This is a genomic window from Endozoicomonas elysicola, from assembly GCF_000710775.1.
In the GTDB taxonomy this organism is placed as follows: domain Bacteria; phylum Pseudomonadota; class Gammaproteobacteria; order Pseudomonadales; family Endozoicomonadaceae; genus Endozoicomonas; species Endozoicomonas elysicola.
Window position 1 is genome coordinate 4,105,810 of record NZ_JOJP01000001.1, and the last position, 24,144, is coordinate 4,129,953.

The window sequence follows — 24,144 nt, forward strand, 5'->3', positions numbered from 1 at the left end:
TGTTGAATTTGGTGGGTGATGACGGGATCGAACCGCCGACATTCTGCGTGTAAAGCAGACGCTCTCCCAGCTGAGCTAATCACCCAAAATACATATCAAAGGATAAATGGCGGACCGGACGGGACTCGAACCCGCGACCTCCGGCGTGACAGGCCGGCATTCTAACCAACTGAACTACCGGTCCGCATAAACCTTTTTCCGTTTTACGTCAGTGTTACCACCGCCGTTACGGGAGGGAGACTTTACCAGAACTCACCTCGATATCAAGCCTTGTTAGCATCTTAAACAGCATATAGATGGCGGACCGGACGGGACTCGAACCCGCGACCTCCGGCGTGACAGGCCGGCATTCTAACCAACTGAACTACCGGTCCGCTGACTTCATACACAACTGAAGACTTCTAGCAACTGCAGCAAAACGTAAACACTGGATGCAACAATATCTCTGAAACTGGTGGGTGATGACGGGATCGAACCGCCGACATTCTGCGTGTAAAGCAGACGCTCTCCCAGCTGAGCTAATCACCCTTAAGCTTGTTGAAGAGTTTATTTGAATCTCTCAAGATCTCCGAGAGCCCCTCTCAACAACGCGGCGAATTATAAGCAGCTAAACTGTTGATACGCAACCGTTATTAAACACTTTTTTTATACCCCCTTTTTCTTTGTTAACGTCAGTAACTATTTTCAGGCTGAGGTTTGCTACCATATGCCTTTCCAAAAGCCTCCCAGTGCATACACAAAGAGTGCTTACACAAAGCACGAACCGGAAGTGCAGCCCCAGAGTATGGAAAATGGCCTAACGTCCCCATAACAGGATTCAGGAACGATCATGTGGTTCAAAAACCTTATCTTTTATCGATTCACCCAACCTTTTAATACGTCCGTTGAAGACATTGAAGAAAAGCTCCGTGAAAAGCGTTTCCGCAGCTGTGGCAGTCAGGACATGAGTACCTATGGCTGGGTTCCTCCGCTGGGTAAACACGGTGAGCTTCTAACCCATGCCGGCAATGGCTTTATTATGCTGACGGCCCGCAAGGAAGAGAAAATCCTGCCCAGCAGCGTTATTCGCGATGCCGTTGACGAGCGGGTTGAGCAAATCGAGCAGGAGCAGGATCGTCAGGTCTTCAGCAAAGAGAAGAAAGCATTAAAAGACGATGTTCTTATGGAGCTACTGCCAAAAGCTTTCACTCGCTGCCAGAATACCTTTGCCTATATTGATTCTGCAAAAGGGTGGCTGGTTGTTGATGCATCTTCATTCAAAAAAGCGGAAGAGCTCACCTCCTGTCTTCGCGAATGCCTTGGCAGTCTCCCTGTTATCAACCCACCACTGAAAAACATGCCCTCCCATGCCATGACTCGCTGGCTTGCCCAGGAAATACCACTGCCTGACAAGCTCATTATCGGAGATGAATGCGAGTTACGTGAGCCCGGTGATGAAGGTGGTCAGGTAAAGGTCAGCAAACAGGAGCTGGTCGGTGAAGAAGTGGAAGTTCACCTACAGGCGGGCAAGCAAGTCAGCAAGATGGCATTGGTCTGGAATGATGCACTGAGTTTTGTGCTTGGCGATGACCTGGTCATTCGTAAATTGAAGTTCACCGACTCAATCCAGGAACAGCTTGATGAAGTCAGCGCTGAAACTGCTGCTGAGCAGTTTGATGCTGATTTCTCCATCATGACGCTGACACTGCAACAGATGCTTGATGAACTGATGGATTATCTTGGCGGAATAAGTGAAGAAGCGCTGGAAAGAACCGAGGTAGCCAGCTTCTCGGTAGAAATCCCGGAAAAAGAGACCGTTTAAGACCTTCGAACTACGGAGATCACAAACCCCACAAAGCATAAGCGCCTTTTCCTTTGTGCGCTTTGCAACCGCCATGGATGGCGAAAGTGTCGGGGCTGCAGGGAACAACCACCGACACTTTGTGGTTCAACAATCAGTGCATCAGACCAAACAGCTTACCGCGATACCGTTTGGCAATAGGATTACCCTGCCCCAGCTGGTCAAACACTTTCAACATAAGCAACCTGGCGCCATCCTCACGAAACTCGCGGTCGCGACGAACAATCGTCAGTAAATTTTCAAGAGCTTCTTCATTTTCATCAGCAATAACCTGACGAATAGCCAACTGGTAACGAGCCTCATGATCATTTTCATTCTCGCTCAGCCGGGCTTCCAACTCATTTCGAAGTGGAGCATCCGCCACCATCTCATAAAAAGACAATTTAGCCTTGGGCTGGGCAATGCCTTCTGCATCAGCCGGTAAAACAGAGATTAGCTGTCGGGCTTCATCAATACGTCCCAACTCCAACAGCAAATTCACCTGAAGTACCTGCAGACCATGATTGTCGGGCTCATCTTTCAGAATATTCTGGAGCAGGTCCAGCGCCTGTCCTGCCTCCCCTTCTGCCATTAGCACTTCAACCTGTTGACGAATCATATCCGCCGGGCTCATTGTTAATGGATCAAGCACTTCTCGCAGGACATCTTCTGTCTGAGGACCGCTGAACACTTGAACAGGCCTTCCCTGATGGAGAATAACCTGACCAGGCAGCGCTCTTACCTGCAGTTGATTGACCAGCTGCTGCGCCAGCATCTGTTCTGCCTCAGCCTCTACCCTGGCCAATATTAACTTTCCCTGATAGCTAGCAACCAGAGCCTCCAGAATACCCAGTTGTTGTGAACAGGCAGGGTCACTCTGCATACCTATATAAAGAAGAACCGGTTGTTCTACCGATTGCTGCAGCACTTCCTGGATATTCGCCTCTGTAACATCCACCACGAAGCTCTGTTCATTCATCACATTAGCCACCTTGAAAATCCTGCCATCACAATACTGCACTTATTTATGGGTGCAATTTTAAATCATCAGATAATGATAATGATACCTGCCGGTACCCGCAGTGGCTCAAGCTCTTTTTTACCTTACGTTCTTTCCAAAACTGATTACAAACACCGGTGTGATTAACCACTTCGCTCCAAGCCCAGAAAGCTACTAACCGACAGCTTCTCCTTTTTCTTTAAGAATATCTTGGAATTAAGAGCACTTTGTATAAAGAACAGACTCCTGACAGAGCTGAACTTTGATTTACCCACAGAATCTGTGGATAAGTTTGTGGATGACATAACACAACCCGTCACGAAGACCGATGTTTACTACCCCTTTATCAAACTGTTCATTTTTTGATCTATTTTTTTTCTTTATTTTTCATACACTTAGGATAAGTACTTACAAAATCAGTAACTTATGACGCCAAAAAAAAATACACGTCAATCGCTTGACATTTGTGCATAAAAAAATTTATTGCAGCCTTCAAACAGGGCCTTCAAGGGGTTGCCAGCCAATTCGCCTTTCTACGGCTAATAACAAACAGTTATTAATAGAACAGACCTGTCTTTCTGCATTCAGACAATCTGCAACCTGCCCGCCAAACGCTTTGCCTGTTTTTTCCTATACAGCCAATAAGGGTTATTTGCTATGATTCCGACTCTGATCATCCACGGTCACACCTTGCGCTGGCTAGGAGCCTGTCGGACCTTAACCGGCCGTAGCGAGAAAAAGTCCGGTTTGAGTCAGTTTTTATGCTGATTTGAGGCGAATAGTTGTTCTATTCAACGAAAAGCAGCATAAAAAATGGCCAAATCCGGCTTTTTCGCAGTAGGCCAGTGGTAAGTCCGACAGGCTCCCAGGACCTGTCCAAGGACTGTACAGCCTCAGGCAGCAATGAGCCGTTCCCTGTGAGAAGGTTCCAAAGCATCATAGTACCGACCGCTATCTATAAAGTAGAGTGCCCAGTTGCCATGATGAAAACTTTTCATAGCTCTGCTGCAATCAGCCAGGAATAGTTGTGCCATCGCCATTATTTGACACAAACCGACAACTCAAATCGCCGGGAATATAAAACAGGTAGCTGCAATGAGTCTTGCTGATACGGTATTGGCCGTTAATAACGATCTCCCAATCCGAACCCATCTTCCCATTCATTCGGGCAAAGTCCGCTCAGTATACTGGCTTACCGAGTCCGACAGTCAACGCCTTATCAAAGAAAGAGGGTATGATGTAGCTCCGGATGCGCCATTGGCGATCATGGTGATCTCCGATCGCATCAGTGCATTTGATTGCATCTGGCATGGGGAAGGAGGCCTTAAAGGGGTTCCAGGAAAAGGGGCAGCGCTCAATGCAATATCCAATCACTGGTTCCGCTTATTTAAAGAGCACGGTCTGGCTGAAAGCCATATTCTGGATATCCCCCACCCCTTGATATGGATCGTACAAAAAGCCCGCCCTGTCATGGTTGAAGCGATCTGTCGCCAATACATTACCGGCTCCATGTGGCGTTCATACAGTATGGGTGAGCGTGAGTTCTGTGGTATTCGGCTACCGGAAGGGCTAAAACAAGATCAGAAGTTATCAGAAGTCCTGATGACACCATCCACGAAAGGCATTTTAAAAGGCATTCCCGGCGTCCCTGAGGCTGACGACGTCAATATTACCCGCCAGGACCTTGAAGATAATTTTGCCGCATTCAATTTTCGCAGCCCTGAAGATATTGACCGTTACGAAACCCTGTTAAAGGAGGGCTTTGAACTCATCAGCGAAGCGCTTACCAAGCTCGACCAGATATTTGTCGATACGAAATTTGAATTTGGCTATGTCACCAATGCCCGTGGTCAGGAGAAACTGATTTATATGGACGAAGTCGGCACTCCCGATTCATCCAGAATCTGGGATGGAGCAGCTTATCGAGAGGGCACAGTGACTGAAAACTCAAAAGAGAGCTTTAGACAGTTTCTGCTCCACCACTTCCCGGATCCGGACATCTTGCTGAACAAGGACAGAATGCCTGAACGCGAGGCTCTGGCACGGAATAATGCACTACCAGAAAGTGCATTTATGGCGCTTTCAAAAACCTATACGGACATTGCTGAAAAAATTACCGGTCAGCCACTGCCACTTTCAGAGAATCCGAAATCAGAAATCATTGAAATACTGAAAGCCGAGTATGGACTAATTGATGATTAATCCATTATTAATGACCTGTTGACGTTTCGCTGAGCACGCTACGAAACATCAGCAGACTCTAAGGAAATAAAAAAGCAGGCTTAACGCCTGCTTTTTTATTTATTGGAGATTGTCCTGAATCACCTTCAGAAGCCGGTTACTCACATCCGCAGGCGCCGATGTATTCACGTCTTTCTCTACAGACAACTGAACAACTTCAGAGTAATTACTGACCCTTACTGTCAGCGTCTTCGCTTCATCAGAATCTTCGCTTACCTCTTCATCATCGCTGAACCAGCCTGACCAGAAACTCTTTTTCTTCTCGGGTTTCTGCAGTTGAGGAACACCATCAGCCAGATAAAAGAGTCCGGCAGAACGGTTTCGATCCACCACTTTCAGGCCCGCCTTATCCAGGGAGTTAGACGTTGCATCCCATACCCTTGCATAAGAGAGGCCACGAATGGTTAGCACAGGATTACCATTTCCATCCCGCCCCATCTCAGCCAGTGAGCCGACATCAAGACTCTGTGCCTGAAGGGATACTGATGATTTCGCTTCATTGCGAGCCAGGAAGACCAGTAACTCGGCAAGAACACCATTATCCAGTCGCTTGCTTCGCTCTCCCAGGTTATCCCACTTCAAAGGTGCTGAAGGCTCTTTCCCTTTTTTGGACAGTGGACGCCCCTGATGATAAACATGAACTTCCGTCGTCCCTTCTTTCAAACCACTGCGAACCTCAAAGCGAAAACGATCTTCCATTGGATCAAGGTCGTCAACGCCAAACAACTTACCCAGTGTTCGGTACATCAGGCCATGATCTTTATCCTTTCCAAAATCATTCCATTGGGTTTCAACAAGCCCTTTTGCAGAGTTCTTTGTGGTGATGCCAATACCCAGTTCGTCTATATAGCCCAACACGCCGGGCCATACCTCTGAGGGTTCACGATCGACAGACAACCACTCCTGGCTGCCATTTCGCTCAAGACTGTAATGATCACCCTCTTTCATCATCAAACGCTGAGATGGCCTGGGAACCTCGAAATCTCTTGACAGCACCTGACTGGTATTGCTGACCTCAGGAATCACCAGAATATCACCCAGCTCACGGGACTGAACATTCTCAGGAAGCTTAATAGGTTTTGAAGACTGCGCTTCGGTATAGTCCCCGGCCCGATCCCGCAAATAGCCCTCCTGGCCAAAAGGATTGGCACACCCCGTCAGGGCTACCGCACCGATAACCATTGTCAGGCTCAACCGAGTATGCCTCTTCAATCCACGACTCCTTTGACCTGGAACCATCAAACCAACCCCGCCTTTTGCAGTGCACTTCTAACATCAGAGTGATAACACTCTGACAAGGGAGTCAATGGCAAACGAATACCCTCCTTGATCATCCCCATTTCCTTTAATGCCCATTTTACTGGAATCGGATTCGCCTCTAGAAAGAGGTTAGTGCTTAATGCTTCTATACGCGCATTAAGTGCTTCCGCTGTAGTGCGATCACCCGCTATAGCTGCCACACACAGTTCATGCATTAGCTTTGGGGCCACATTATTAACCACAGAGATAACACCGTTTGCTCCCTGTAGCATTAACTCCATACCCGTGGCATCGTCGCCCGAGTAGATAGCAAAATCTTCACCGCACAACTCGCGAATCTGCCTGCCACGCTCAACAATACCCGTCGCTTCCTTAATGCCGACAATATTATCCAGCTGGCTCAGTCGGCCAATGGTCTCTGGCAACAGATCCACAGCCGTTCGCCCGGGAACATTATAGAGAATCTGGGGAATAGCTACCGAATCGGCAACGGTTTTGAAATGAAGATAAAGCCCTTCCTGAGTCGGCTTATTATAGTAAGGAGTCACCAACAAACAGGCGTCCACACCTAAAGCCTTGGCTTCCGCCGTCAGGTGAACCGCTTCAGCCGTTGAGTTTGCTCCGGTTCCGGCAATCACAGGAATTCGTCCATTCACCTGATCCACCATGCGTTTAATGGCTTCACAGTGCTCCTGCACCGTCAGAGTAGCTGACTCTCCCGTGGTACCTACCACGACAATCCCATCTGTTCCCTGGTCAATATGATGCTCAACAAGTGCATGCATACTCTCCCAGTCCAGCTCACCATTACCATACATGGGGGTAACAATTGCCACCAGGCTCCCGGTAATCATCAGTTCACTCCTAAAGGCAGAATCTTGCGTAATGTTACTAATGCCCCTTTATATTCACAAGGCCGAAATCCACCCATAGACCGCCACCCAAAAGAAAAAGCCCATTTATTTGAAAGAAGCTTAGGGCCTGTTGATGTTTCGTTACATGCTCAGTGCCCCAGAAAAGCGTCAACAGAACCCGGAAACCTGCCTTTTTTTCAGTGATGGTTTAAACTATCCCCCTGAATAATAATGACCTCGCTTCTCGCTTCGAGGGTGGCTTGAGGGTGGATTCTTATCAACGCCCTACTACCCAGAAGCAGAATAAGTGCACGGATTATCATGGTAGCATTGCCACTGCAGCAAAGTGGCATGATCCAACTTTTGCTGCCAGAGCCGATAAATTTATAATCCTCTGGGGCTGCAATATTAGACCAATAGAACCCGCAGCTATTTAACCAAATGAGAGCGACTAAGGATAAAACATGAGCGTAACTCTGGGCCAACCCGTTCCTGACTTTACTGGCCAGGCAACCAGTAACACGACGGTTAAACTCTCTGAACTCAAAGGTCGCAAAGTCGTACTGTTTTTCTACCCAAAAGACAATACACCCGGCTGCACCAGCGAGGGACAAGCATTCAGAGACCTTTACGAGGAGTTTCAGGCATCAGACACACTGGTTTTTGGCGTATCTAAAGATGGCATGAAGGCTCATGAAAACTTCCGAGCCAAACATGAGTTTCCTTTCGAGCTAATATCAGACACCGATGAATCGCTGTGCAAGCTTTTTGATGTTATCAAGCTCAAGCAGATGTATGGCAAGGAATACATGGGCATTGAGCGCAGCACCTTCCTGATCGACAGCAATGGCATCCTCCAGCACGAATGGCGCAAAGTTCGTATCAAGGGGCATGTTGAAGATGTGTTACAGGCAGCCCAGATGGTGGATACTCAGGCCCTGGCTGAAGACAACGACTCCAAGGACGAAGAAGAGTAATCCCCCCGAATGGGTTGAGCGGGCCTGAACCCGCTTAACCCGTTCAATATTTACGTCGTTTCCACATCAACAACCGCAGGCCAGGCATTCATCACCGCCTTTAACAGAGTAGCCAGTGGTATTGCAAAAAAGACGCCCCAGAATCCCCACAGACCACCAAAGACCAACACTGCCAGAATAATTGCAACGGGGTGTAAGTTAACCGCTTCCGAGAACAGTAACGGCACCAGCACATTACCGTCCAGCGCTTGAATGATGGCATAACCAACCATAAGAACCAGAAACTGATCCCCCATCCCCCACTGAAAGAAACCAATAATAGCGATAGGAATGGTCACCACCGTTGCGCCGATATAAGGCACTACAACCGAAAACCCCACCATGACTGCCAGCAATGCCGAATAACTCAGACCCAGAACGGCAAAAAGCACATAACTGACCCCGCCAACAATGACAATCTCAACGGCTTTACCACGAATGTAGTTGGCAATCTGGTCGTTCATCTCATCAGCCACCTGATCAAGCAAACGACGACGGCGAGGTAAAATACCGGCCATCCAACTCAGCAGGACATTTTTATCTTTCAGAAAAAAGAAAACCAGAATTGGCACCAAAATCAGATAGACCAATAAGGCAACGATACCCGGCAATTTGGACAACGAAAAGGAAAATGCCTTCTGACCAAAATCCGCAAGATGCTTATTAATCGTTGTAACCAGCAGACCAACCTGATGATCAGAAACAAACCCGGGATATAGATCCGGCAAACTCACCAACAGGGCCTGGCCTTCACGCACCATACCCGGCATGGCATTCAACAGGTGGGTTACCTGTTCCCATACCAAAGGAACAACAACAAAAATCACTAGCAAAAGTACCGCCATGAAACCGGCAAACACCAGATTGACTGCCAGCAAATGAGGCATATTCCGCCGTTCAAGCCAACTGACAACACCCTGCATTAAAAAAGCAAATATCAATGCAGCCAGTGCTGGCGCCAACATTGTCCCCATCGTCAGGACAACGACAAAACCAACCAGCAAAATAACCAGAAGAACGATCGCCTCCTGATCTGAAAGATAGCTATGCAGCCACCCCTTAATCACATTCAGCATCAATTGCTCCGTTGTTTTTCGTAGGCTCAAGCTGTCAGCCAGCCAAGGCAACCAGCTTCAGTCTGTTTTATTTGTGCTGCAATGTATGAATATAAACGCCCTGCTCTTCTTCACTGGCAACCAGTACATGTCCACTGATTTTAGCAAAGCTGGCAAAATCTCTGACAGAGCCCGGATCTGTAGCATACACTCTAATGACCTGCCCTGACTGCATTCGACTCAATGCCTGCTTTGCTTTCAGCAATGGCAGTGGACAGCTCATACCCTTAAGATCAATCTCTAGATCAACAGCCTGATCAACATTCAACATAACGACATAATTCTCTCGAGACAGCCACAGGAGATAACACTTAACTTTTTATACAAGCAGGAAAGTCAGGGTAACTATTTTGAAAAGCACCTTACCTGATAAAGCGTCAAACTGTGTAAGCACTTTAGCGGGTAAATGGCCAATAGAGGTAGAATACCCCCATGATCAACCATTTTTATGATAGCTTCATCTTCGTAACCAATAGTTTCGTGATAAAGTGTACCGCAGAAAACACGAGTATGGATATTCTATGAAACGAGTGGGCTTTCTGTCAGCGCTAATATTATCCACAGCGTTGACCACTGCACTGACTGCTTTTTCCAGTGCAACAATGAGCAGCACCCTGAATTTACCAAGTCTTGGTGATACGACATCCGGCATCATTTCACAACAGGAAGAGTATCAACTGGGGCGCTCATGGCTGAAAGTCCTTCGCAATCAGACGCCAATGGTTTCTGACCCACAACTAAAAGATTATCTTGAAAACCTCATTTACCGACTTGCGGCCTCCAGCCAGCTTCAGGATCATCGACTCGTCCCTTTGGTCATTAACAGTCCAGTATTGAATGCATTTGCCGCCCCGGGGGGCATTGTCGGGGTAAATACCGGCCTGTTTCTTAACGCTGAAACAGAAGCACAATTTGCAGCGGTACTGGCTCACGAGCTCGCTCACCTGAGCCAACGACACTATGCCCGAAATGTAGAAGAAGCGCGCAACAAAAGTATACCCACCGCAGCAGCAATTCTCGGCTCAATACTGATTATGGCAACGGCAGGTGGTGATGCTGGCGCCGCTGCACTGACCTCTACTGTTGCCGGCATGCAAAGCGCTCAACTCCGCTTCAGCCGCCAGTTTGAGCGGGAAGCAGACAACCTGGGCATTACCACTCTTGCCAAAGCTGGCTTTGACCCTCAGGCAATGCCAGAAATTTTTGAAGAAATGAACAAAGCAAGCCGTTATGGTAGCCGCCCCCCAGAATTCCTGCTCACACATCCAGTTACGGAAAACAGAATCGCTGACTCCCGCGCCCGTGCAGATCAGATGTCAGCCCAGAAATTAAGAACAAGCAAAGGCTCTCTGAATTACCAGTTTATGAGAATGCGTGCTGCTGTACTAAACAGTAAGAATCATCACGAAATGGCCCGGCAATTTAACAAAGAGTTGAACTCCGGCTTAACTAAAGCATCAGCTGCCACCCGCTACGGGCTGGCATTAGCCAGTATGAAAACCCGAGATTTCAAAGAAGCAGAGCGTCAGATGGAGAGCCTGCTGCAGAAATACCCTGAAAACCCTCATCTTATTATGACCCAGGCAAGCCTTGAAGCTCAGGCTGGAAAAACAAAGCAAGGCCTTGCACGCATTGACCAGGCTTTAAGCATCAATCCTGACAGCTACCCTCTTTTGGCCACACGCGCTGAAATTCTGCTTAAGCAACAGAATTATATTGAAGCTCGTAACGAATTGCTCAAACTTAGTCGACTACGCCCCGAAGATCCTGATATCTGGTTTGAGCTTGCTGAGGTTCAAGGACTGGCTGATGATATTGTTGGCCTTCACCAGTCCAGAGCAGAGTATTTCTTCCTGAACGGCAATACTGATGATGCTATAAAGCACCTTCAATATGCAGTAAAAATGGCAGGTGACAACTTCTCTTTGAAATCCAAGCTACAGCAAAAGCTAACGGACATGCAGAACTATCGCCAGAAACTGAGGAACTCTTAACACCAAAAGGCCTTCTCATTCAGATAGATGAAAAGGCCTTCGGATTAATCACACAAGCCTGGCAGCCAACCCTCAAGCTCCCTGAACACCTTAATATTAATTTTTTAGAAATAAACATTATTTTTTATATAAAATTTAGTTTTTAAAAAAATTAGAGTTGAGCGTTTTTCCTAAACCTTCCGTACAAGTTTCAAAATAACAGGCATGGAGACTTGAGCATGAACACATTTACAATTGAAGGCTGGAGAAAAAGCGTTGGTGCAAAGACCTCCACTCCCGTTGAAATGATGCATTTTCGAATTAATGAGCATTATCACTTACTTCTGGAGCAAGCAGAAGAAGCTCTTATGGAAAATGGTCTGGACGACATGATGGTCAACATCGATATGAACACAATGGAGCTGCAAACTTCTGAGGACTGCGGAGAACTAGCTGACTGCCAGCTAAGAGTTTATCTCAGCAAGGACTACCAGCGTGGACAGTTTCATCTGGTAGGTCACCTAGCGAAGGATGCCAGCTTAGTTTACTCAAATGCGATCATGATAGACCAGTTAGGCTAGCTAACCACTAAAACCTCATATTCTTCAATATGCATAATGCTAAATCAGCTGCCCTCCATGACCAGGAAGGCAGTTAATAAAAATCATCTAATTGGCAGCTGTGAAATCCAGCATCCTTTGTAATGGTCTCAGCGCATCTTCCCTCAGCGAATCGCTTACTTCAATGATATTGAGTTCACTGGGACTTTCCAGACACTCCAACAAAGCATCAAGGGTATTCATCGCCATCCAGGGACAGTGCGCACAACTACGACAAGTTGCACCACTTCCTGCAGTTGGTGCTTCCAGAAAACGCTTACCTGGAGACGCCTGCTGCATTTTATAGAAAATCCCACGATCAGTGGCAACAATAAAAGTATTGTTCGACATTTCCTGAGATGCTTTTAACAGTTGGCTCGTCGAGCCTACCACATCAGCAATATCCACCACAGAATCCGGTGACTCTGGATGAACCAGAACAGCAGCATCCGGATACACCTGCTTCAGATCAAGAATTCCCTTTGCCTTAAATTCTTCATGAACAATACAGCTACTATCCCAAAGCAGCATATCTGCCCCGGTATTTTTCTGAATATAACTACCTAAATACTTATCGGGTCCCCAGATAATCGCCTTACCCTGAGCGTCCAGGCTTTCAACAATGTCGAGCGCACAACTTGAAGTCACCACCCAATCTGCCCGAGCCTTCACTGCCGCTGACGTGTTGGCATACACGACAACTTCACGGTCAGGATACTGATCACAAAAAGCAGAAAACTCTTCAACCGGACAACCCAGATCAAGAGAGCACTCAGCCTCTATTGTTGGCATCAGCACCTGTTTCTCAGGGCTCAAAATTTTGGACGTTTCCCCCATAAAGCGCACACCAGCGACAATGAGTGTTTCTGCATCGTGCCGAGCACCAAAACGAGCCATCTCCAATGAGTCAGCGATAAAGCCGCCAGTCTCATCAGCCAACTCCTGCACAACAGGGTCTGTATAATAGTGAGCTACCAGAACAGCACCCTTTTCTTTCAAAAGGTTTTTAATTCTGGTCTTCTTGGCTTCCTTTTCAACCGGGTCCACCGGTAATGGAGCCTTCTGCAAATGGCCCTGAACGAGCTCTCTGTCTATCACTGCATTCATAAAGCTTGCATCCGGCAAAGCACTTTACCCACCGCTTTATCTTGCTATGAATCACTTCATACAAGAACAGGCAACTGGCAAGTGTCTGCAACGTCCTCTATCAATCAGCCATGAGCTGAAAATACTGCCTTACTTTGATATCCCAAACAAATGGAAACCGACTGCCACAGTATTTTCATGACACCATCTTCTAAGAAAAATGTGGCACGTAGTCTAACACAGCTAAGCCTAAGCATCAGCCCTGTTGTGATTCTTACTGATAGATATGGATAAAACTAAAAAGGAAGGACTTAGAGAAGTGGTGGGTCGTGTAGGATTCGAACCTACGACCAATTGGTTAAAAGCCAACTGCTCTACCAACTGAGCTAACGACCCGATCCAGAAAATTATACGCAGCAAAATTTGTTTTACAAGCAAATTAATGCATCATCCTGCTCACAGGACAAACAAGAAACTTAGAGATGAAAAGCCTCCTCTGACAAAAACAACATCAAGAGAAGGCTCAAACGGCTGTACGGTAAGGGGTAGGATCAGGAACAGCTGCCTCAAGAAAGCCTTTACGCCTGAAACTACAACTGTCACACACTCCGCAGGCAGCCCCCTGATCATCAGCCTGATAACAGGAGATTGTCATCCCATAATCCACTCCAAGTCTCACCCCCTCTGAAATAATTTCAGCCTTAGTCAGATTCAACAAAGGCGCTCGAATTCTAAAGTGGTCACCCTCTACACCAGCCCGGGTAGCAAGATTCGCCATGTCCTCAAAAGCCTTTAGATACTCTGGACGACAATCTGGATAATTGGAGTAATCAACTACATTAGCGCCAATAAAAATATCTCGTGCACCCAACACCTCAGCCCAACCAAGAGCAAGTGACAGGAAAACAGTATTTCTTGCAGGAACATAGGTGACAGGAATACTGCTCAGATTATCCCTGGGAACGTCCTTAAGCGTTTCTTTGGGATGCTCACCAAAGTCCGGTACCGGTATATCTTCATCAGTTAACGCTGAACCACCAATTTCAGTTAGCCCCAACTTTAAGACCTTATGCTCTCTTACCCCCATTGCATCAGCTAAACGACGGGATGCTTCCAGTTCAGCACGATGACGCTGCCCATAATCAAAACTGACAGAATAAGTTTCATACCCTTGCTCAGCTGCAAGCGCTAATACGGTGGCCGAATCCAAACCACCAGAAAGCAACACAACCGCCTTCCTCATCTGCAACAACCTCTTAATAAATCAAACGACAGGAATACCATGCGACAAAAACCAATAATAGCGGAAAGAGCGCCTTCGCTGACTCTTACTTAAACACCGGGCTTATCACCCCAGATCATACGATGCAGTTGCAATTGAAACCGTACAGGGAGCCGGTCATCAAGAATCCAGCTGGCCAGTATTTCTGCCGACATTTCACCACTGACTGGCGAAAAAAGAACATCTGACACTCTGTTCGCTAAATCGTATTCAATCAGTTTGGACACAGACCAGTCATAATCACCACGATCCGCTATCACAAATTTTAATTGGTCTTTCTTATCCAGAAACTGGATATTCTCATACAGGTTACGATGCGATTCACCGGAAGCAGGAGGCTTAAGATCCATAACCTTGACCACTCTTGGATCCACTTCTGACAGGGTAATAGCACCGCTGGTTTCAAGCGAAACCTCAAACCCCTGATCCGCCAAAAGCGTCAATAACTGATGGCATTCTCTCTGCGCAAGCGGCTCTCCACCAGTCACTGTGACATACTTCGGAGAGTACTCAGAAACCTTACCCAAAATCGCATCCGACGATAATAAATCACCACCTTTAAAAGCGTACTCCGTGTCACACCAAGTACACCGTAACGGGCAACCGGTCAGCCGGACAAACACGGTAGGTAAGCCTGTCGTTCTTGTCTCCCCCTGAAGAGAATAAAATATTTCTGAAATTCGAATCATCAATATGCCACCTGAACGACATCATAAAATATGATTTCCGGAGCAACATCCAAATTGCTCAAGCCCTATACACTGCAGGCCCCAAAGAAAAAGGCCAGCATGGGCCTGGCACTATTTATTTACCTAGAATCAAGCCACTCCTTGCCTGCCCGGATACGCCAAAGCGCCATTTGAGCAAAGTTACCAGAATAGCAGAGGGCTGGTCTGACTGTGCATATTCTTAAAATAGTGCTCGCAATCAGAATGCAGACCAGGAAAGTATTAAGCAATAAAAGAAAGGGCTAACACAACACATGGCAGGTGCAGGAGAATAGCCTGCACCTAAAGAAGAGTCAGGAACCACCCATAGTCCTGAGATAGGTATCAGAGAGCCGGGATGCAGCACTTTCCGGGTATTGCTTGATCACTGACTCCAGAAGCTCTTTGGCTTTTTTCTGATTGCCGAGCAGGTCATAGACCCTGCCAAGTTTATAACTGGCATCAGGAACCTTGGAACTCTTGGGAAAATCACTCAATACAACCTGAAAAGAATCGCGAGCCTCATCATATCGGCCCTGAGCCATATCGACTTCACCCAGCCAATAATACGCATTATCAGCATAACGCCCCTCAGGGTATGCTTTGAGCTGCTGCTGAAGCGCCTCTTTAGCATCATCGAACTGCTTGGAACGGATTAAACTAAATGCAGACTGATAGGCAGCTTCTTCAGCTTTGAGTACAGACTGGTCGCGTTTCTCTGAGGGGTTTGCCACTGAGGTATTTAATATCGGTGGTTGCAGGACTGCAACAGAAGAACTCTCCCCCTTACCACCACTATGCCCCTGACCATTCAGGCGGGACATACGCTCATCAAGGTCCAGATATCTGTCCCTGCTTTCCTGCTGAAGCTGTTCAATTCGAAATGCCTGCTCTTCAAGCTGGCCTCGCATTTCCATCATTTCCTGACGCATCTGATCAATAGTATTGAGCAGATGCGCTGTACCGTTTATCTCTCCATCATCACCGTCAGGAGAGCCAGCTGAGGGTAAAATGGTTACAGGTTCATCCGAAATTTTACTGACAACAGTTCTCACTTCAGATGAGCGCCCCTCCATAGGTTTAGACTCTGCGACAGGCGCTGGTGCTGCTTGAATATCGCTGCTCAAAATACTGGCAAGCAACAAAGGCAACACCAGAGAGAGTCCAAAAGCCTGTTTTGGGTTTGTTTTACCTGTACTCATTCAACCCCCATCAGAATTAACGATTATTCAACAACAATAACAGCACGACGATTCAGAGCCCATGCAGTGTCATTGTGCTCTGGATCCAGAGGCTTTTCAAAACCAAAACTGATCACTTCAACACGGTTAGCCGCTACACCCTTAGCAACCAGGTAATCTTTCACTGCATTGGCACGACGCTCACCCAGGGCCAGGTTATAAGTCCGGGTACCACGCTCATCAGTATGTCCCTGAATCACGATATTCTTCATGTAACCAAGGTCAGAAGTCAGGTACGCAGCATGCACATCCAGAGCCTTGTAGGCTTCGTCATCCAGCTTTGAGCTATCAAATGGGAAGAAGTAGGTATTCTTCTCAAGGAGAGCCTGAATTTCTTCAGGAGACTCATCAATTTTGCCACTATCAATAACCGCCTGAACAGCAGGATCCAGTACAGGCTGAACTTCAACCAGCACTTCTTCTTCAATAGTGACTACCGGTGGCTGGGTTTCTGCAGTGGTTGGCTCTTTCTTGGAAGCACATCCTGCCAGCCAGATAGCAGCGACAGCCAAAAAAGCTGCTTTAACAACATTGGCAATTTGCATTTTCAACTCCAATCATTCTCTACGGGATTTCAAAAAATTGTGCAGTACACTATCAGAACTGAGGTCGCCCGACTAGCCCGAATACCAAGGGATGATAAGGTTTCCTCAAAGAAAGAGCTACCAAAAAAGAAGCAGACTCAAAAAGAAGGGAGTAGAGGGGTGACCGTGTCATTTACGCCACCCCGGCACATTAAAAACAGCGACCGAAAGCCGATTTGACCGTCGGTTATGCTGCACCAAAGTGGTAAAAAGCACGATAAAGGAAAACCTCACCATTTAACGACCTCCTTCATTGCCTTCTCTCACTCAGTTTATGACCGGTAAACCTGGATCAATTCACTGACTCCATACACTAGTTAAGGCAACTCATAAGTGCTGGTTAAACGAGCATAGCACCAAGCCGGAAAATCAGCAGGGCAAAAAATACTATCTACTACTCACTTACAAGAACAACACCCTGCCTTTTGATCACCTGAGCTGGACGCTTGGCCCCCACGCAGGCTCCCTGACATCACCCTCTGCTGAAGGCAAACGCTGCTTAACCCGCCCATCTGCAGATACAATACCCAATTCACCATGCTTACCACCCTGAACAGAATAGATCAGCCTGCGACCACCAGGGGCAATACTGGGAGAGTCTTCCAGCTTTGAAGAGGTCAACAATCGCAGTCTATCCGAGTCCAGGTCAAGAATGGCAATATTAAAGTCAGTAGCTCCCTGCCCTTTGTGAACCAGGGCAAGAGACTTGCCATCAGGAAAAACCTTCGCCCGAGCATTGAACCGCCCCTCAAAGGTTAGACGACGAGGCTTCCCTTGTGGAATAAATTCACCGTTACTTTTTCGGCTGATATCCTGCTGATAAACTTGAGGACTTCCACCACGGTTAGAAGTGAAAACAATACTCTTCCCATCCGGCATCCAGTCCGGTTCCGTATCAATTCCATAGTGAGTGGTCACATTAGTGATTTTATTGGATGCCAGATCCAGAATATATACATCTGGATTTCCATCTTTAGAAAGCACCATGGCCATAGATTTGCCATCGGGCGCCCAGACCGGAGAGTTATTCAGCCCCTTAAAGCCCGTCAGCTTTTTGCGCTTACCTGTAGCCAGTTCCTGCATGTAGATAGCAGGCCGCCCCTGTTCAAAGGAAACATAGGTGACTTTAGTTCCGTCAGGTGACCAGCTTGGAGACAAAATAGGCTCACTGGAGCTGAAGACTTTTCGATTACGTTTACCATCCGCATCGGCATAATTCAGCTGGTAATCAGTTCGGTTCGCATCATGACGCTGGGCAGTGACATACAAAATTCGGGTAGAAAAATCCCCCTTCAAACCGGTAATTTTTTCATATACAGCATCGCTGATACGATGAGCCATCTCACGAAGTTGAATACTGTTTCCTGTAAAGCCACCCTTCGCAATGCGTTTCCCCCTGATGGTGTCATACAGCTGATAGTTCATGGTGTAGGCGTTATCTTTGAGTGTTACCTGCCCCGTTACCAGGTAAGAGGCACCCAGCACCTTCCAGTCACGATAATAAACTTCAGACTCACTGGCCGGAAAACTGAGCATACTCGCTCGTGGCATCGCCTTAAAAAGGCCACTGAGTTTCAAATCGTTATCGATAATGGCAGCAGGGTCCTCTGGCAGAACTTTATCCCCTTTCCAACTAAAAGGGGAAGTCGCTATCGATACAGCCTTATCATTTCCCTGAGTCACCTCAATAACAAGCTCTGCCTGAGCAGTAAGCCCCCAGAGCAGACAGTAAAACAGTAAAACGGTTTTAAATACGTGCCTCATTTCACCAGATCCTCGGGTCTGAATCGGAAAGTAATTCGCCGGAAGTGTTGATCGAATATCCGTCGTTCAAGATCCTTCAACTCGGAAAAAGGCGATGCCCGGCGGATAGCCTGAATAACTGATCGATCAAACTCATCATTTCCACTGGACTTCACCATGGTAATATCCAGCACATCACCAAAAGGAGACAGACTGATTCTGATTTCAGCCACCATGTTGTTACGTGCACTGGGGGGTCTGTTCCAGTACTGTGAAGTCAAACTTTTAATCAATGCAGCATATTTAGCCTGCTCAAACTGGTCATGTTCAAGTTGTTGAGCTTCTTTTAGAGCCTCCTGTTCCAGGGCAAGGCTTCGCTCAAGCGCTTCCTGCTCTTTGCGCTTTTGCTCTCTCTCAAGCCTGCGCCTCTCCTGCTCCTGAAGCTCACGAGCCGCTTCTTCTTTCTTACGAAGCGCCTCTTTCTTTTTTTCCTCTTCCCGCTTCAGAGCCAGCGCTTTCTGGCGCTCCTGTTCCTTTTTCTGCTGCTCAGCTTTCTTTTTAGCCTCTGCCTTCTTTTTTGCTTTGGCTTGTTTTTTAGCGTCCTCTTTTCGTTTTTTATCGGCCTGACTCTGTACAGGCTTTCTCACGGCAGGAGGCTTTGCGGCAGGTTTAGGCAGCTCTACCAGGGCAGCACTGATCGGTATCGGTGGCGTTATCTTCATACTGGAATCAGCACTCCAGTTCACTAAAAGCACCCCGAACATAATGATATGCAAAACCACTGACAGGGCTATGGCAAAACCATAACCCTCTGTGGTTTTAGCAAGAAAGGCTGGAAAAGCGCTATTAAACCATCTTTTCATTTACCGCTCTTCCATACCAACCGCCATCGGATCAGTTACCAGGCCGACGTGACTGATACCCGCATTTTGCAGACCAGCCATCAACTGCACAACCGAACCATAAGCAACACTGGTATCCCCCTGAATCAAGACCTGAATATTTGGCCTGGCACTGACCACCTTGCCAACTTTCTCAGTCAGGGAAGGTAGATCAACAGCCTTATCACGATCTGACCCAATGTCGATAAAGTAACTGCCATCAGCCTTGACAGAAACAATCAGTACCTCTTTATCCTCAGGCAGAGCAATATTGTCACTACTGGTCTTTGGCAGCTCAACCTTAACCCCCTGAGTCATCATTGGGGCACTGATCATAAAAGCGACCAGCAACACCATCATAATATCGATAAACGGCACCATGTTTATTTCAGACATGGGTTTACGACGAACTCTTACCTTTGCCATGGGTGTAAGATCCCTTATGTCCGGCTATATACTTTACGGTGCAGGATGCTCGAAAACTCATCCGCAAATGTCTCATAATTGGACAAAAGTGCTTCCACCCTTGAAGCATAACGGTTATAGGCGACAACTGCCGGAATGGCTGCAACCAGGCCAACAGCAGTGGTTAGCAGAGCTTCGGCAATACCTGGAGCCACAGATGCCAGAGTAGGCTGCTGAACCACGGCCAATCCACGGAAAGAGTTCATGATACCTACCACTGTTCCAAACAGCCCCAGGTAGGGACAGGTAGACCCAACACTGGCAAGAAAGGGGAGGTTAGCTTCAAGCCTTTCCTGCTCTCTGGAAATGGCTACCCGCATAGCTCTTTGCGTGCCTTCCATTACGGCATCAGGCGCAGCTGTACCCTGATTTCTAAGGCGGGTAAATTCGGTAAATCCTGCTTTGAAGATATGCTCTAACCCGGAGTCAGGATGCTCATTCTGCTGCACCTCTTTGTAGAGTAGAATCAGGTCCATACCCGACCAGAAACGGTCTTCAAACGCAATCATAGCCTGCTGTGCATTCCTGAGCAGGGCTCCCCGCTGGATAATCATCATCCATGAAACGACCGATGCTGCCACCAATAACAATAATACCAGCAGCACAATCCAACTGGCATTGCCAATCAGAGCCCATAGAGACATGCTTTCTGCCACCGACAACCTCTCTATCCATCAATGATGAAGTGGAAAATAGACTGATCATAACATCAAAAAACGAGATGAGGATCAGAACTGTCTAAGAAGGGCAACAAAAGTAAACCGTATTTCAAATATTTACCCAACAACTCCCTGATGAATAGCATGTCAGAGAGGGGGGGCAAACCAGATTTACAGAGAACCTACAGAAACCTTTACACTTTCAATATAAGAACCAGTAGCTTTTCTACAACAGAAATACAACATGTACCTGCTATGGACTGGAGTGAAGCAAAGAGGTGTAAAGAGACTCAAGCCCCTGAACGTCAAGCGATTTACATAACTCAATAATTTTAGTGGGAATGCTTCCATAGCCTTGTTCGAGAGTCCATCTTTCCGCCTGTTCTTCGAGTGACTCCAAATCACCAATTTCAAGGGAATACTTCAATGCATTAATCATTTCTTCCATGCAGTGATCAGAGAGGAACGAGGGTAATCGCTGATCATCAGCTTCTTCTAAATGGTGATGAATACAAATAAATAACTCATCAAAATGGACAGGCTTTGCAATAAAACCACAAAAGCCCGCATCAGCGATTCTCATTCTTGTCTGCTCGGAAACACTGGCAGAGATAGCCATAATCTTTATTGATCGTTGCTTGGTAATGCCATGAATCGCTCTTGCTGCATCAAAACCATCAAATCCCGGCATACGCAGGTCCATTAAAATCAGGTCGTAGCGGGTAGCTCTGCATTTTTCCACCGCTTCAAGCCCACCCTCAGCCGCATCGACATGAAAAGATTTAGACTTAAGCGCCTTAACGAGCATATCTCTATTATTAAAGCTATCGTCAACAACCAAAATCTGACGTTTACTAAACAGCCCTCCTTCAATGCCAGTGGTAATCTTCACAGAGGATGGGACTGCCTCACCGTTTTTACAGCTATCCACCTGACTAACCAGGTAGGGAACACTGAAGTAGAAATTACTACCTTTGCCAACCTCACTTTCAACCTGAAGCTCCCCCCCCATGGCCTTCACAAGCCTATAACTGATTGACAGCCCCAAACCAGCGCCTCCACACTCCTGCCCTTTCTTTAATTGAGTAAACGGCTGAAACAGTTCTGCCATTTCGGCAGATGAAATCCCGGGTCCGCTATCGAGAACTTCAAACTGAAGCTGTTTATCTTTTAACTGGACATTCACACATACGCTGCCGGAATCAGTGAATTTTACAGCGTTCCCGATCAAGTTAATCAACACCTGACGAAGTTTGATATTATCACCAACCAGTTCCGGTTGAACGGCTTGATTGATATCTAAGAGTAAATCTACCCCCTTGGCACTAGCTACTTCGCGGACATTGGCAAATACCATATCCAAAGTAACTTGAAGATTGAAAGGAGCCAAATGGCTTCTCACGATACCACTTTCAATCTTGGTAATATCCAGAATGTCATTGATCATCGTCAGAAGATGCAAGCCACACGCCTCAAGCGATGAAAGGCTTTCTCTGTATTTATCAGGGATATCACTGTCCGTTAAGAGTAGCTGCGCATAACCAAGCACTCCATTAAGCGGGGTTCTCAGCTCATGGCTAATATGAGATAAAAACAATGACTTTGCCTGACTTGCCTTCTCTGCCGTCTCTTTAGCCTTAAGCAACTCTCCCTCTATCTGTTTTCTTTGGGTAATATCTCGAAACACGATGGAGATGATCAGACCATCAGCAGTAGTCAGAACATTACTGGATATTTCTATGGGAAACCCATGGCCATATCTATCAAAGCCACGAGAAAGGGTTGCATCCAGACAATGACTGTCAGCGCTGTCAGAGCCTGGCTCCAGTTTTTTCAGCAATGCCAGCTCTGAGCGGCATTCAGGATCAATGAGCAGCGCTAATGGCAACCCCAGCAAATCACATTCATGATAGCGAAACAGATCCACCACCCTGGAATTTATCAGATTGATTACACCCGAGCTGTCTGTAATTACAATAGCATCGGGTGAGCCTGCTATCAGAGCCTTGAATTTTTCCGTATCACGAACACGATGGGTTATATCATTACCCATACACTCTATACTATGCACTTTCTGGTTAGGTACATTTCCTGTCAATGCACCTTTATTTGAATGGCCTGCACAACTCACTTCAATGCAGCGTATAGATCCATCCTTATGAGACATTTCCAACTCAAATGTCTCTTGCCAGACACCTTTTGGCGAATGATTGAGAATTTCTTTAAAGGAATCATTAATAACGGATTCAGTCAAAAACTTTTGAATGTCGCCGAAAAACTCTTCTACGCTGAAACCAAGTACTGAAACGATTGATGGACTGACATAGGAAATGATGCCTGAGCTCGTCAGATGGAAGTAGAAGTAACTACCCCTCAGCTGCTGAACAAGATTCCCCATATTTTGAGCTCTTGCATTTTGTAATGCCTCTTCTCTATTTAGAAGGCGATTTTTCAGCCGAACAAAACTTCTGCCGAGGCTGACAGCTTCATCTTTTGAGTCTGAATAACTATCAGCAAAATCTCCAGGCGAGGCACCAAAAGTATTCATTTGATCCTTTAATTCATTTAAAGGCCGCGTAATTCGCCCAGATACAACCCAGAGACAAACTATCGACAAAAGCATTGCGAGCGCAATCAGGCTTGCACTTAATACAGCCTGTCTTATCACAGGCTTCATGAGATCGCTTTCAAGAATGCTATAACTGAAGAACCAGCCTACAGACTGAATTGGAACAGCCGTATGCCATTTATAGGTATCCCTGGTAAAAATTCGAACACTAGCGGCTTCTTTTTTATTAACAACATGATTTAAAATATCTTTTAAAAAGCCACAAGGCATTTCAGGATCAGGAGGATTTTTAACAGGTCGAAAAAAAAACTCTGAAATCGGGTTTGAAAACTCTGAAGGAAAGAAAATTTCACCATACCCTTGGCACGGACCTAATCGTGAAAATCTTTCCACTGTTCGATATTTGGGTAGAGATATGCCATTGGCATAGACAATACTGCCACCAGAATCGGCGATTATAATACGAGTTCTTGGATCTGACTTTATTGGGTGATCGATCAGCTTTGATCCGTCAATATCAATCCTTAGAAAGCGAACCAAATCAGAACCATCATCTGAAACTTTTATCAGTAATGAGGTATAAAAATCGAACTCCCCTACCATTTCAGTATTAACGTACCAATCATAACTATAATCTGGACGATCAATAATTGACAAAAATACTGATTCAGGCACTGAGTAATGCTGACTCACATCGCTCACAATAAATTGTTGATCATCCCTTTTCCAGTAGATAGACTCTTCATCCCTTACAGCCAACACTCCAGAATTCTGAAAACTAATAAAAGCTATTGACTTGATTAAAAAAACATCTCCAAATAACGCAGAAATTTTGGAAGTAATATTGATATCAGAGGTGCTATCAACCGATAAGGACAGTGCTAACCCAGCATGAATCACATTATTGATATTACCATTAATTAGCGATGCATAGTGCAACGTTTGATTAAGGTGCCTAAGACCAATTTCTGCAGATGCTGAACGAAAAGAAAAATACAAAAAAACAAAAGTAATAAAACAGTAAAAAACCAAGGCTGGAAACAAGTTAAA

20 protein-coding genes and 5 tRNA genes are annotated in these 24,144 nt (G+C 46.4%); 5 read left to right on the forward strand and 20 right to left on the reverse strand.

All coding sequences use genetic code 11. The annotated features are described in order from the left end of the window. Positions 1 to 9: 9 nt before the first annotated feature. The 4 genes from GV64_RS17290 to GV64_RS17305 all read right to left on the reverse strand — a co-directional run bounded on the left by GV64_RS17290 (position 10) and on the right by GV64_RS17305 (position 528). A tRNA-Val gene (locus GV64_RS17290) sits at positions 10 to 85 on the reverse strand. Between the two features lie 22 nt (positions 86 to 107). Further along, a tRNA-Asp gene (locus GV64_RS17295) sits at positions 108 to 184 on the reverse strand. 113 nt (positions 185 to 297) lie between these two features. Then, positions 298 to 374, reverse strand: a tRNA-Asp gene (locus tag GV64_RS17300). A gap of 78 nt (positions 375 to 452) precedes the next feature. After that, positions 453 to 528 (reverse strand) — tRNA-Val (locus GV64_RS17305). Positions 529 to 829: 301 nt separating this feature from the next. Here GV64_RS17305 and rdgC point away from each other — a divergent pair. Then, a complete protein-coding gene (gene rdgC / locus GV64_RS17310) occupies positions 830 to 1,801 on the forward strand; it encodes a recombination-associated protein RdgC (protein WP_020584737.1) in 972 nt (323 codons plus the stop codon). 133 nt (positions 1,802 to 1,934) lie between these two features. On the opposite strand, the gene GV64_RS17315 is transcribed toward rdgC, so the two are convergent. Then, complete coding sequence (locus GV64_RS17315; protein ID WP_236633005.1) at positions 1,935 to 2,798, reverse strand: tetratricopeptide repeat protein; 864 nt, start codon at positions 2,796 to 2,798, stop codon at positions 1,935 to 1,937. A 1,116-nt stretch (positions 2,799 to 3,914) separates the two neighbouring features. On the opposite strand from GV64_RS17315, the gene GV64_RS17320 reads away from it, so the two are divergent. Beyond that, positions 3,915 to 5,021, forward strand: a complete 1,107-nt coding sequence (locus GV64_RS17320) for a phosphoribosylaminoimidazolesuccinocarboxamide synthase (RefSeq protein ID WP_020584739.1) — start codon at positions 3,915 to 3,917, stop codon at positions 5,019 to 5,021. Between the two features lie 99 nt (positions 5,022 to 5,120). Here the strand turns inward: GV64_RS17320 and bamC are convergent, their stop codons facing one another. Together bamC and dapA are read right to left on the reverse strand one after the other, a co-directional pair. Further along, on the reverse strand, positions 5,121 to 6,272 hold the full coding sequence (gene bamC, locus GV64_RS17325) for an outer membrane protein assembly factor BamC (RefSeq protein WP_157237116.1): 1,152 nt from the start codon (positions 6,270 to 6,272) through the stop codon (positions 5,121 to 5,123). Between the two features lie 26 nt (positions 6,273 to 6,298). Then, positions 6,299 to 7,174: a 4-hydroxy-tetrahydrodipicolinate synthase gene (gene dapA, locus GV64_RS17330; RefSeq protein WP_020584741.1), complete on the reverse strand. Its 876-nt coding sequence runs from the start codon at positions 7,172 to 7,174 to the stop codon at positions 6,299 to 6,301. Between the two features lie 464 nt (positions 7,175 to 7,638). On the opposite strand from dapA, the gene GV64_RS17335 reads away from it, so the two are divergent. Next, positions 7,639 to 8,151: a peroxiredoxin gene (locus GV64_RS17335; RefSeq protein ID WP_020584743.1), complete on the forward strand. Its 513-nt coding sequence runs from the start codon at positions 7,639 to 7,641 to the stop codon at positions 8,149 to 8,151. 50 nt (positions 8,152 to 8,201) lie between these two features. Here GV64_RS17335 and GV64_RS17340 read toward each other — a convergent pair whose 3' ends face one another. Beyond that, positions 8,202 to 9,266, reverse strand: a complete 1,065-nt coding sequence (locus tag GV64_RS17340; protein WP_020584744.1) for an AI-2E family transporter — start codon at positions 9,264 to 9,266, stop codon at positions 8,202 to 8,204. 67 nt (positions 9,267 to 9,333) lie between these two features. Then, a complete protein-coding gene (locus tag GV64_RS17345; protein WP_020584745.1) occupies positions 9,334 to 9,576 on the reverse strand; it encodes a sulfurtransferase TusA family protein in 243 nt (80 codons plus the stop codon). A 250-nt stretch (positions 9,577 to 9,826) separates the two neighbouring features. On the opposite strand from GV64_RS17345, the gene GV64_RS17350 reads away from it, so the two are divergent. Both GV64_RS17350 and GV64_RS17355 read left to right on the forward strand, forming a co-directional pair. Further along, complete coding sequence (locus GV64_RS17350) at positions 9,827 to 11,299, forward strand: M48 family metalloprotease (RefSeq protein ID WP_020584746.1); 1,473 nt, start codon at positions 9,827 to 9,829, stop codon at positions 11,297 to 11,299. 218 nt (positions 11,300 to 11,517) lie between these two features. After that, positions 11,518 to 11,859 (forward strand): hypothetical protein, encoded by a 342-nt coding sequence (locus GV64_RS17355; protein WP_020584747.1) that lies wholly within the window; start codon positions 11,518 to 11,520, stop codon positions 11,857 to 11,859. 87 nt (positions 11,860 to 11,946) lie between these two features. On the opposite strand, the gene nadA is transcribed toward GV64_RS17355, so the two are convergent. The 11 genes from nadA to GV64_RS17410 all read right to left on the reverse strand — a co-directional run bounded on the left by nadA (position 11,947) and on the right by GV64_RS17410 (position 23,856). Continuing rightward, positions 11,947 to 12,984 carry a quinolinate synthase NadA gene (nadA, locus tag GV64_RS17360; RefSeq protein WP_020584748.1) on the reverse strand — a complete coding sequence of 346 codons (1,038 nt, stop codon included), beginning with the start codon at positions 12,982 to 12,984 and terminating at the stop codon, positions 11,947 to 11,949. Positions 12,985 to 13,283: 299 nt separating this feature from the next. Beyond that, positions 13,284 to 13,359, reverse strand: a tRNA-Lys gene (locus GV64_RS17365). Positions 13,360 to 13,486: 127 nt separating this feature from the next. After that, on the reverse strand, positions 13,487 to 14,206 hold the full coding sequence (queC, locus tag GV64_RS17370; RefSeq protein WP_020584749.1) for a 7-cyano-7-deazaguanine synthase QueC: 720 nt from the start codon (positions 14,204 to 14,206) through the stop codon (positions 13,487 to 13,489). A gap of 89 nt (positions 14,207 to 14,295) precedes the next feature. Further along, complete coding sequence (gene queE, locus GV64_RS17375; RefSeq protein ID WP_020584750.1) at positions 14,296 to 14,934, reverse strand: 7-carboxy-7-deazaguanine synthase QueE; 639 nt, start codon at positions 14,932 to 14,934, stop codon at positions 14,296 to 14,298. 332 nt (positions 14,935 to 15,266) lie between these two features. Beyond that, positions 15,267 to 16,154, reverse strand: coding sequence for a tol-pal system protein YbgF (ybgF, locus tag GV64_RS17380; RefSeq protein ID WP_020584751.1), 888 nt, complete (start codon positions 16,152 to 16,154; stop codon positions 15,267 to 15,269). 23 nt (positions 16,155 to 16,177) lie between these two features. After that, positions 16,178 to 16,738: an OmpA family protein gene (locus GV64_RS17385; protein WP_020584752.1), complete on the reverse strand. Its 561-nt coding sequence runs from the start codon at positions 16,736 to 16,738 to the stop codon at positions 16,178 to 16,180. Between the two features lie 468 nt (positions 16,739 to 17,206). Then, positions 17,207 to 18,541, reverse strand: a complete 1,335-nt coding sequence (gene tolB, locus GV64_RS17390; protein ID WP_020584753.1) for a Tol-Pal system beta propeller repeat protein TolB — start codon at positions 18,539 to 18,541, stop codon at positions 17,207 to 17,209. Then, positions 18,538 to 19,383: a cell envelope integrity protein TolA gene (tolA, locus tag GV64_RS17395; RefSeq protein ID WP_020584754.1), complete on the reverse strand. Its 846-nt coding sequence runs from the start codon at positions 19,381 to 19,383 to the stop codon at positions 18,538 to 18,540. The genes tolB and tolA overlap by 4 nt, the downstream gene beginning before the upstream one ends. After that, entirely contained in the window at positions 19,384 to 19,827 is a 444-nt protein-coding gene (gene tolR / locus GV64_RS17400; RefSeq protein WP_020584755.1) for a protein TolR, read from the reverse strand. It abuts the gene before it with no gap. A 14-nt stretch (positions 19,828 to 19,841) separates the two neighbouring features. Then, positions 19,842 to 20,510 (reverse strand): protein TolQ, encoded by a 669-nt coding sequence (gene tolQ / locus GV64_RS17405; RefSeq protein ID WP_020584756.1) that lies wholly within the window; start codon positions 20,508 to 20,510, stop codon positions 19,842 to 19,844. Positions 20,511 to 20,778: 268 nt separating this feature from the next. After that, on the reverse strand, positions 20,779 to 23,856 hold the full coding sequence (locus GV64_RS17410; RefSeq protein ID WP_160171811.1) for a PAS domain-containing hybrid sensor histidine kinase/response regulator: 3,078 nt from the start codon (positions 23,854 to 23,856) through the stop codon (positions 20,779 to 20,781). Positions 23,857 to 24,144: the final 288 nt, after the last annotated feature.

Bases quoted from the DNA above. Each gene is read 5' to 3' on its own strand.
- rdgC (WP_020584737.1), top strand. From the start codon at position 830: ATGTGGTTCAAAAACCTTATCTTTTATCGATTCACCCAACCTTTTAAT.
- GV64_RS17315 (WP_236633005.1), bottom strand. From the start codon at position 2,798: ATGAATGAACAGAGCTTCGTGGTGGATGTTACAGAGGCGAATATCCAG.
- GV64_RS17320 (WP_020584739.1), top strand. From the start codon at position 3,915: ATGAGTCTTGCTGATACGGTATTGGCCGTTAATAACGATCTCCCAATC.
- dapA (WP_020584741.1), bottom strand. From the start codon at position 7,174: ATGATTACCGGGAGCCTGGTGGCAATTGTTACCCCCATGTATGGTAAT.
- GV64_RS17335 (WP_020584743.1), top strand. From the start codon at position 7,639: ATGAGCGTAACTCTGGGCCAACCCGTTCCTGACTTTACTGGCCAGGCA.
- GV64_RS17340 (WP_020584744.1), bottom strand. From the start codon at position 9,266: ATGCTGAATGTGATTAAGGGGTGGCTGCATAGCTATCTTTCAGATCAG.
- GV64_RS17345 (WP_020584745.1), bottom strand. From the start codon at position 9,576: ATGTTGAATGTTGATCAGGCTGTTGATCTAGAGATTGATCTTAAGGGT.
- GV64_RS17350 (WP_020584746.1), top strand. From the start codon at position 9,827: ATGAAACGAGTGGGCTTTCTGTCAGCGCTAATATTATCCACAGCGTTG.
- GV64_RS17355 (WP_020584747.1), top strand. From the start codon at position 11,518: ATGAACACATTTACAATTGAAGGCTGGAGAAAAAGCGTTGGTGCAAAG.
- nadA (WP_020584748.1), bottom strand. From the start codon at position 12,984: ATGAATGCAGTGATAGACAGAGAGCTCGTTCAGGGCCATTTGCAGAAG.
- queC (WP_020584749.1), bottom strand. From the start codon at position 14,206: ATGAGGAAGGCGGTTGTGTTGCTTTCTGGTGGTTTGGATTCGGCCACC.
- queE (WP_020584750.1), bottom strand. From the start codon at position 14,934: ATGATTCGAATTTCAGAAATATTTTATTCTCTTCAGGGGGAGACAAGA.
- ybgF (WP_020584751.1), bottom strand. From the start codon at position 16,154: ATGAGTACAGGTAAAACAAACCCAAAACAGGCTTTTGGACTCTCTCTG.
- GV64_RS17385 (WP_020584752.1), bottom strand. From the start codon at position 16,738: ATGCAAATTGCCAATGTTGTTAAAGCAGCTTTTTTGGCTGTCGCTGCT.
- tolB (WP_020584753.1), bottom strand. From the start codon at position 18,541: ATGAGGCACGTATTTAAAACCGTTTTACTGTTTTACTGTCTGCTCTGG.
- tolA (WP_020584754.1), bottom strand. From the start codon at position 19,383: ATGAAAAGATGGTTTAATAGCGCTTTTCCAGCCTTTCTTGCTAAAACC.
- tolR (WP_020584755.1), bottom strand. From the start codon at position 19,827: ATGGCAAAGGTAAGAGTTCGTCGTAAACCCATGTCTGAAATAAACATG.
- tolQ (WP_020584756.1), bottom strand. From the start codon at position 20,510: ATGTCTCTATGGGCTCTGATTGGCAATGCCAGTTGGATTGTGCTGCTG.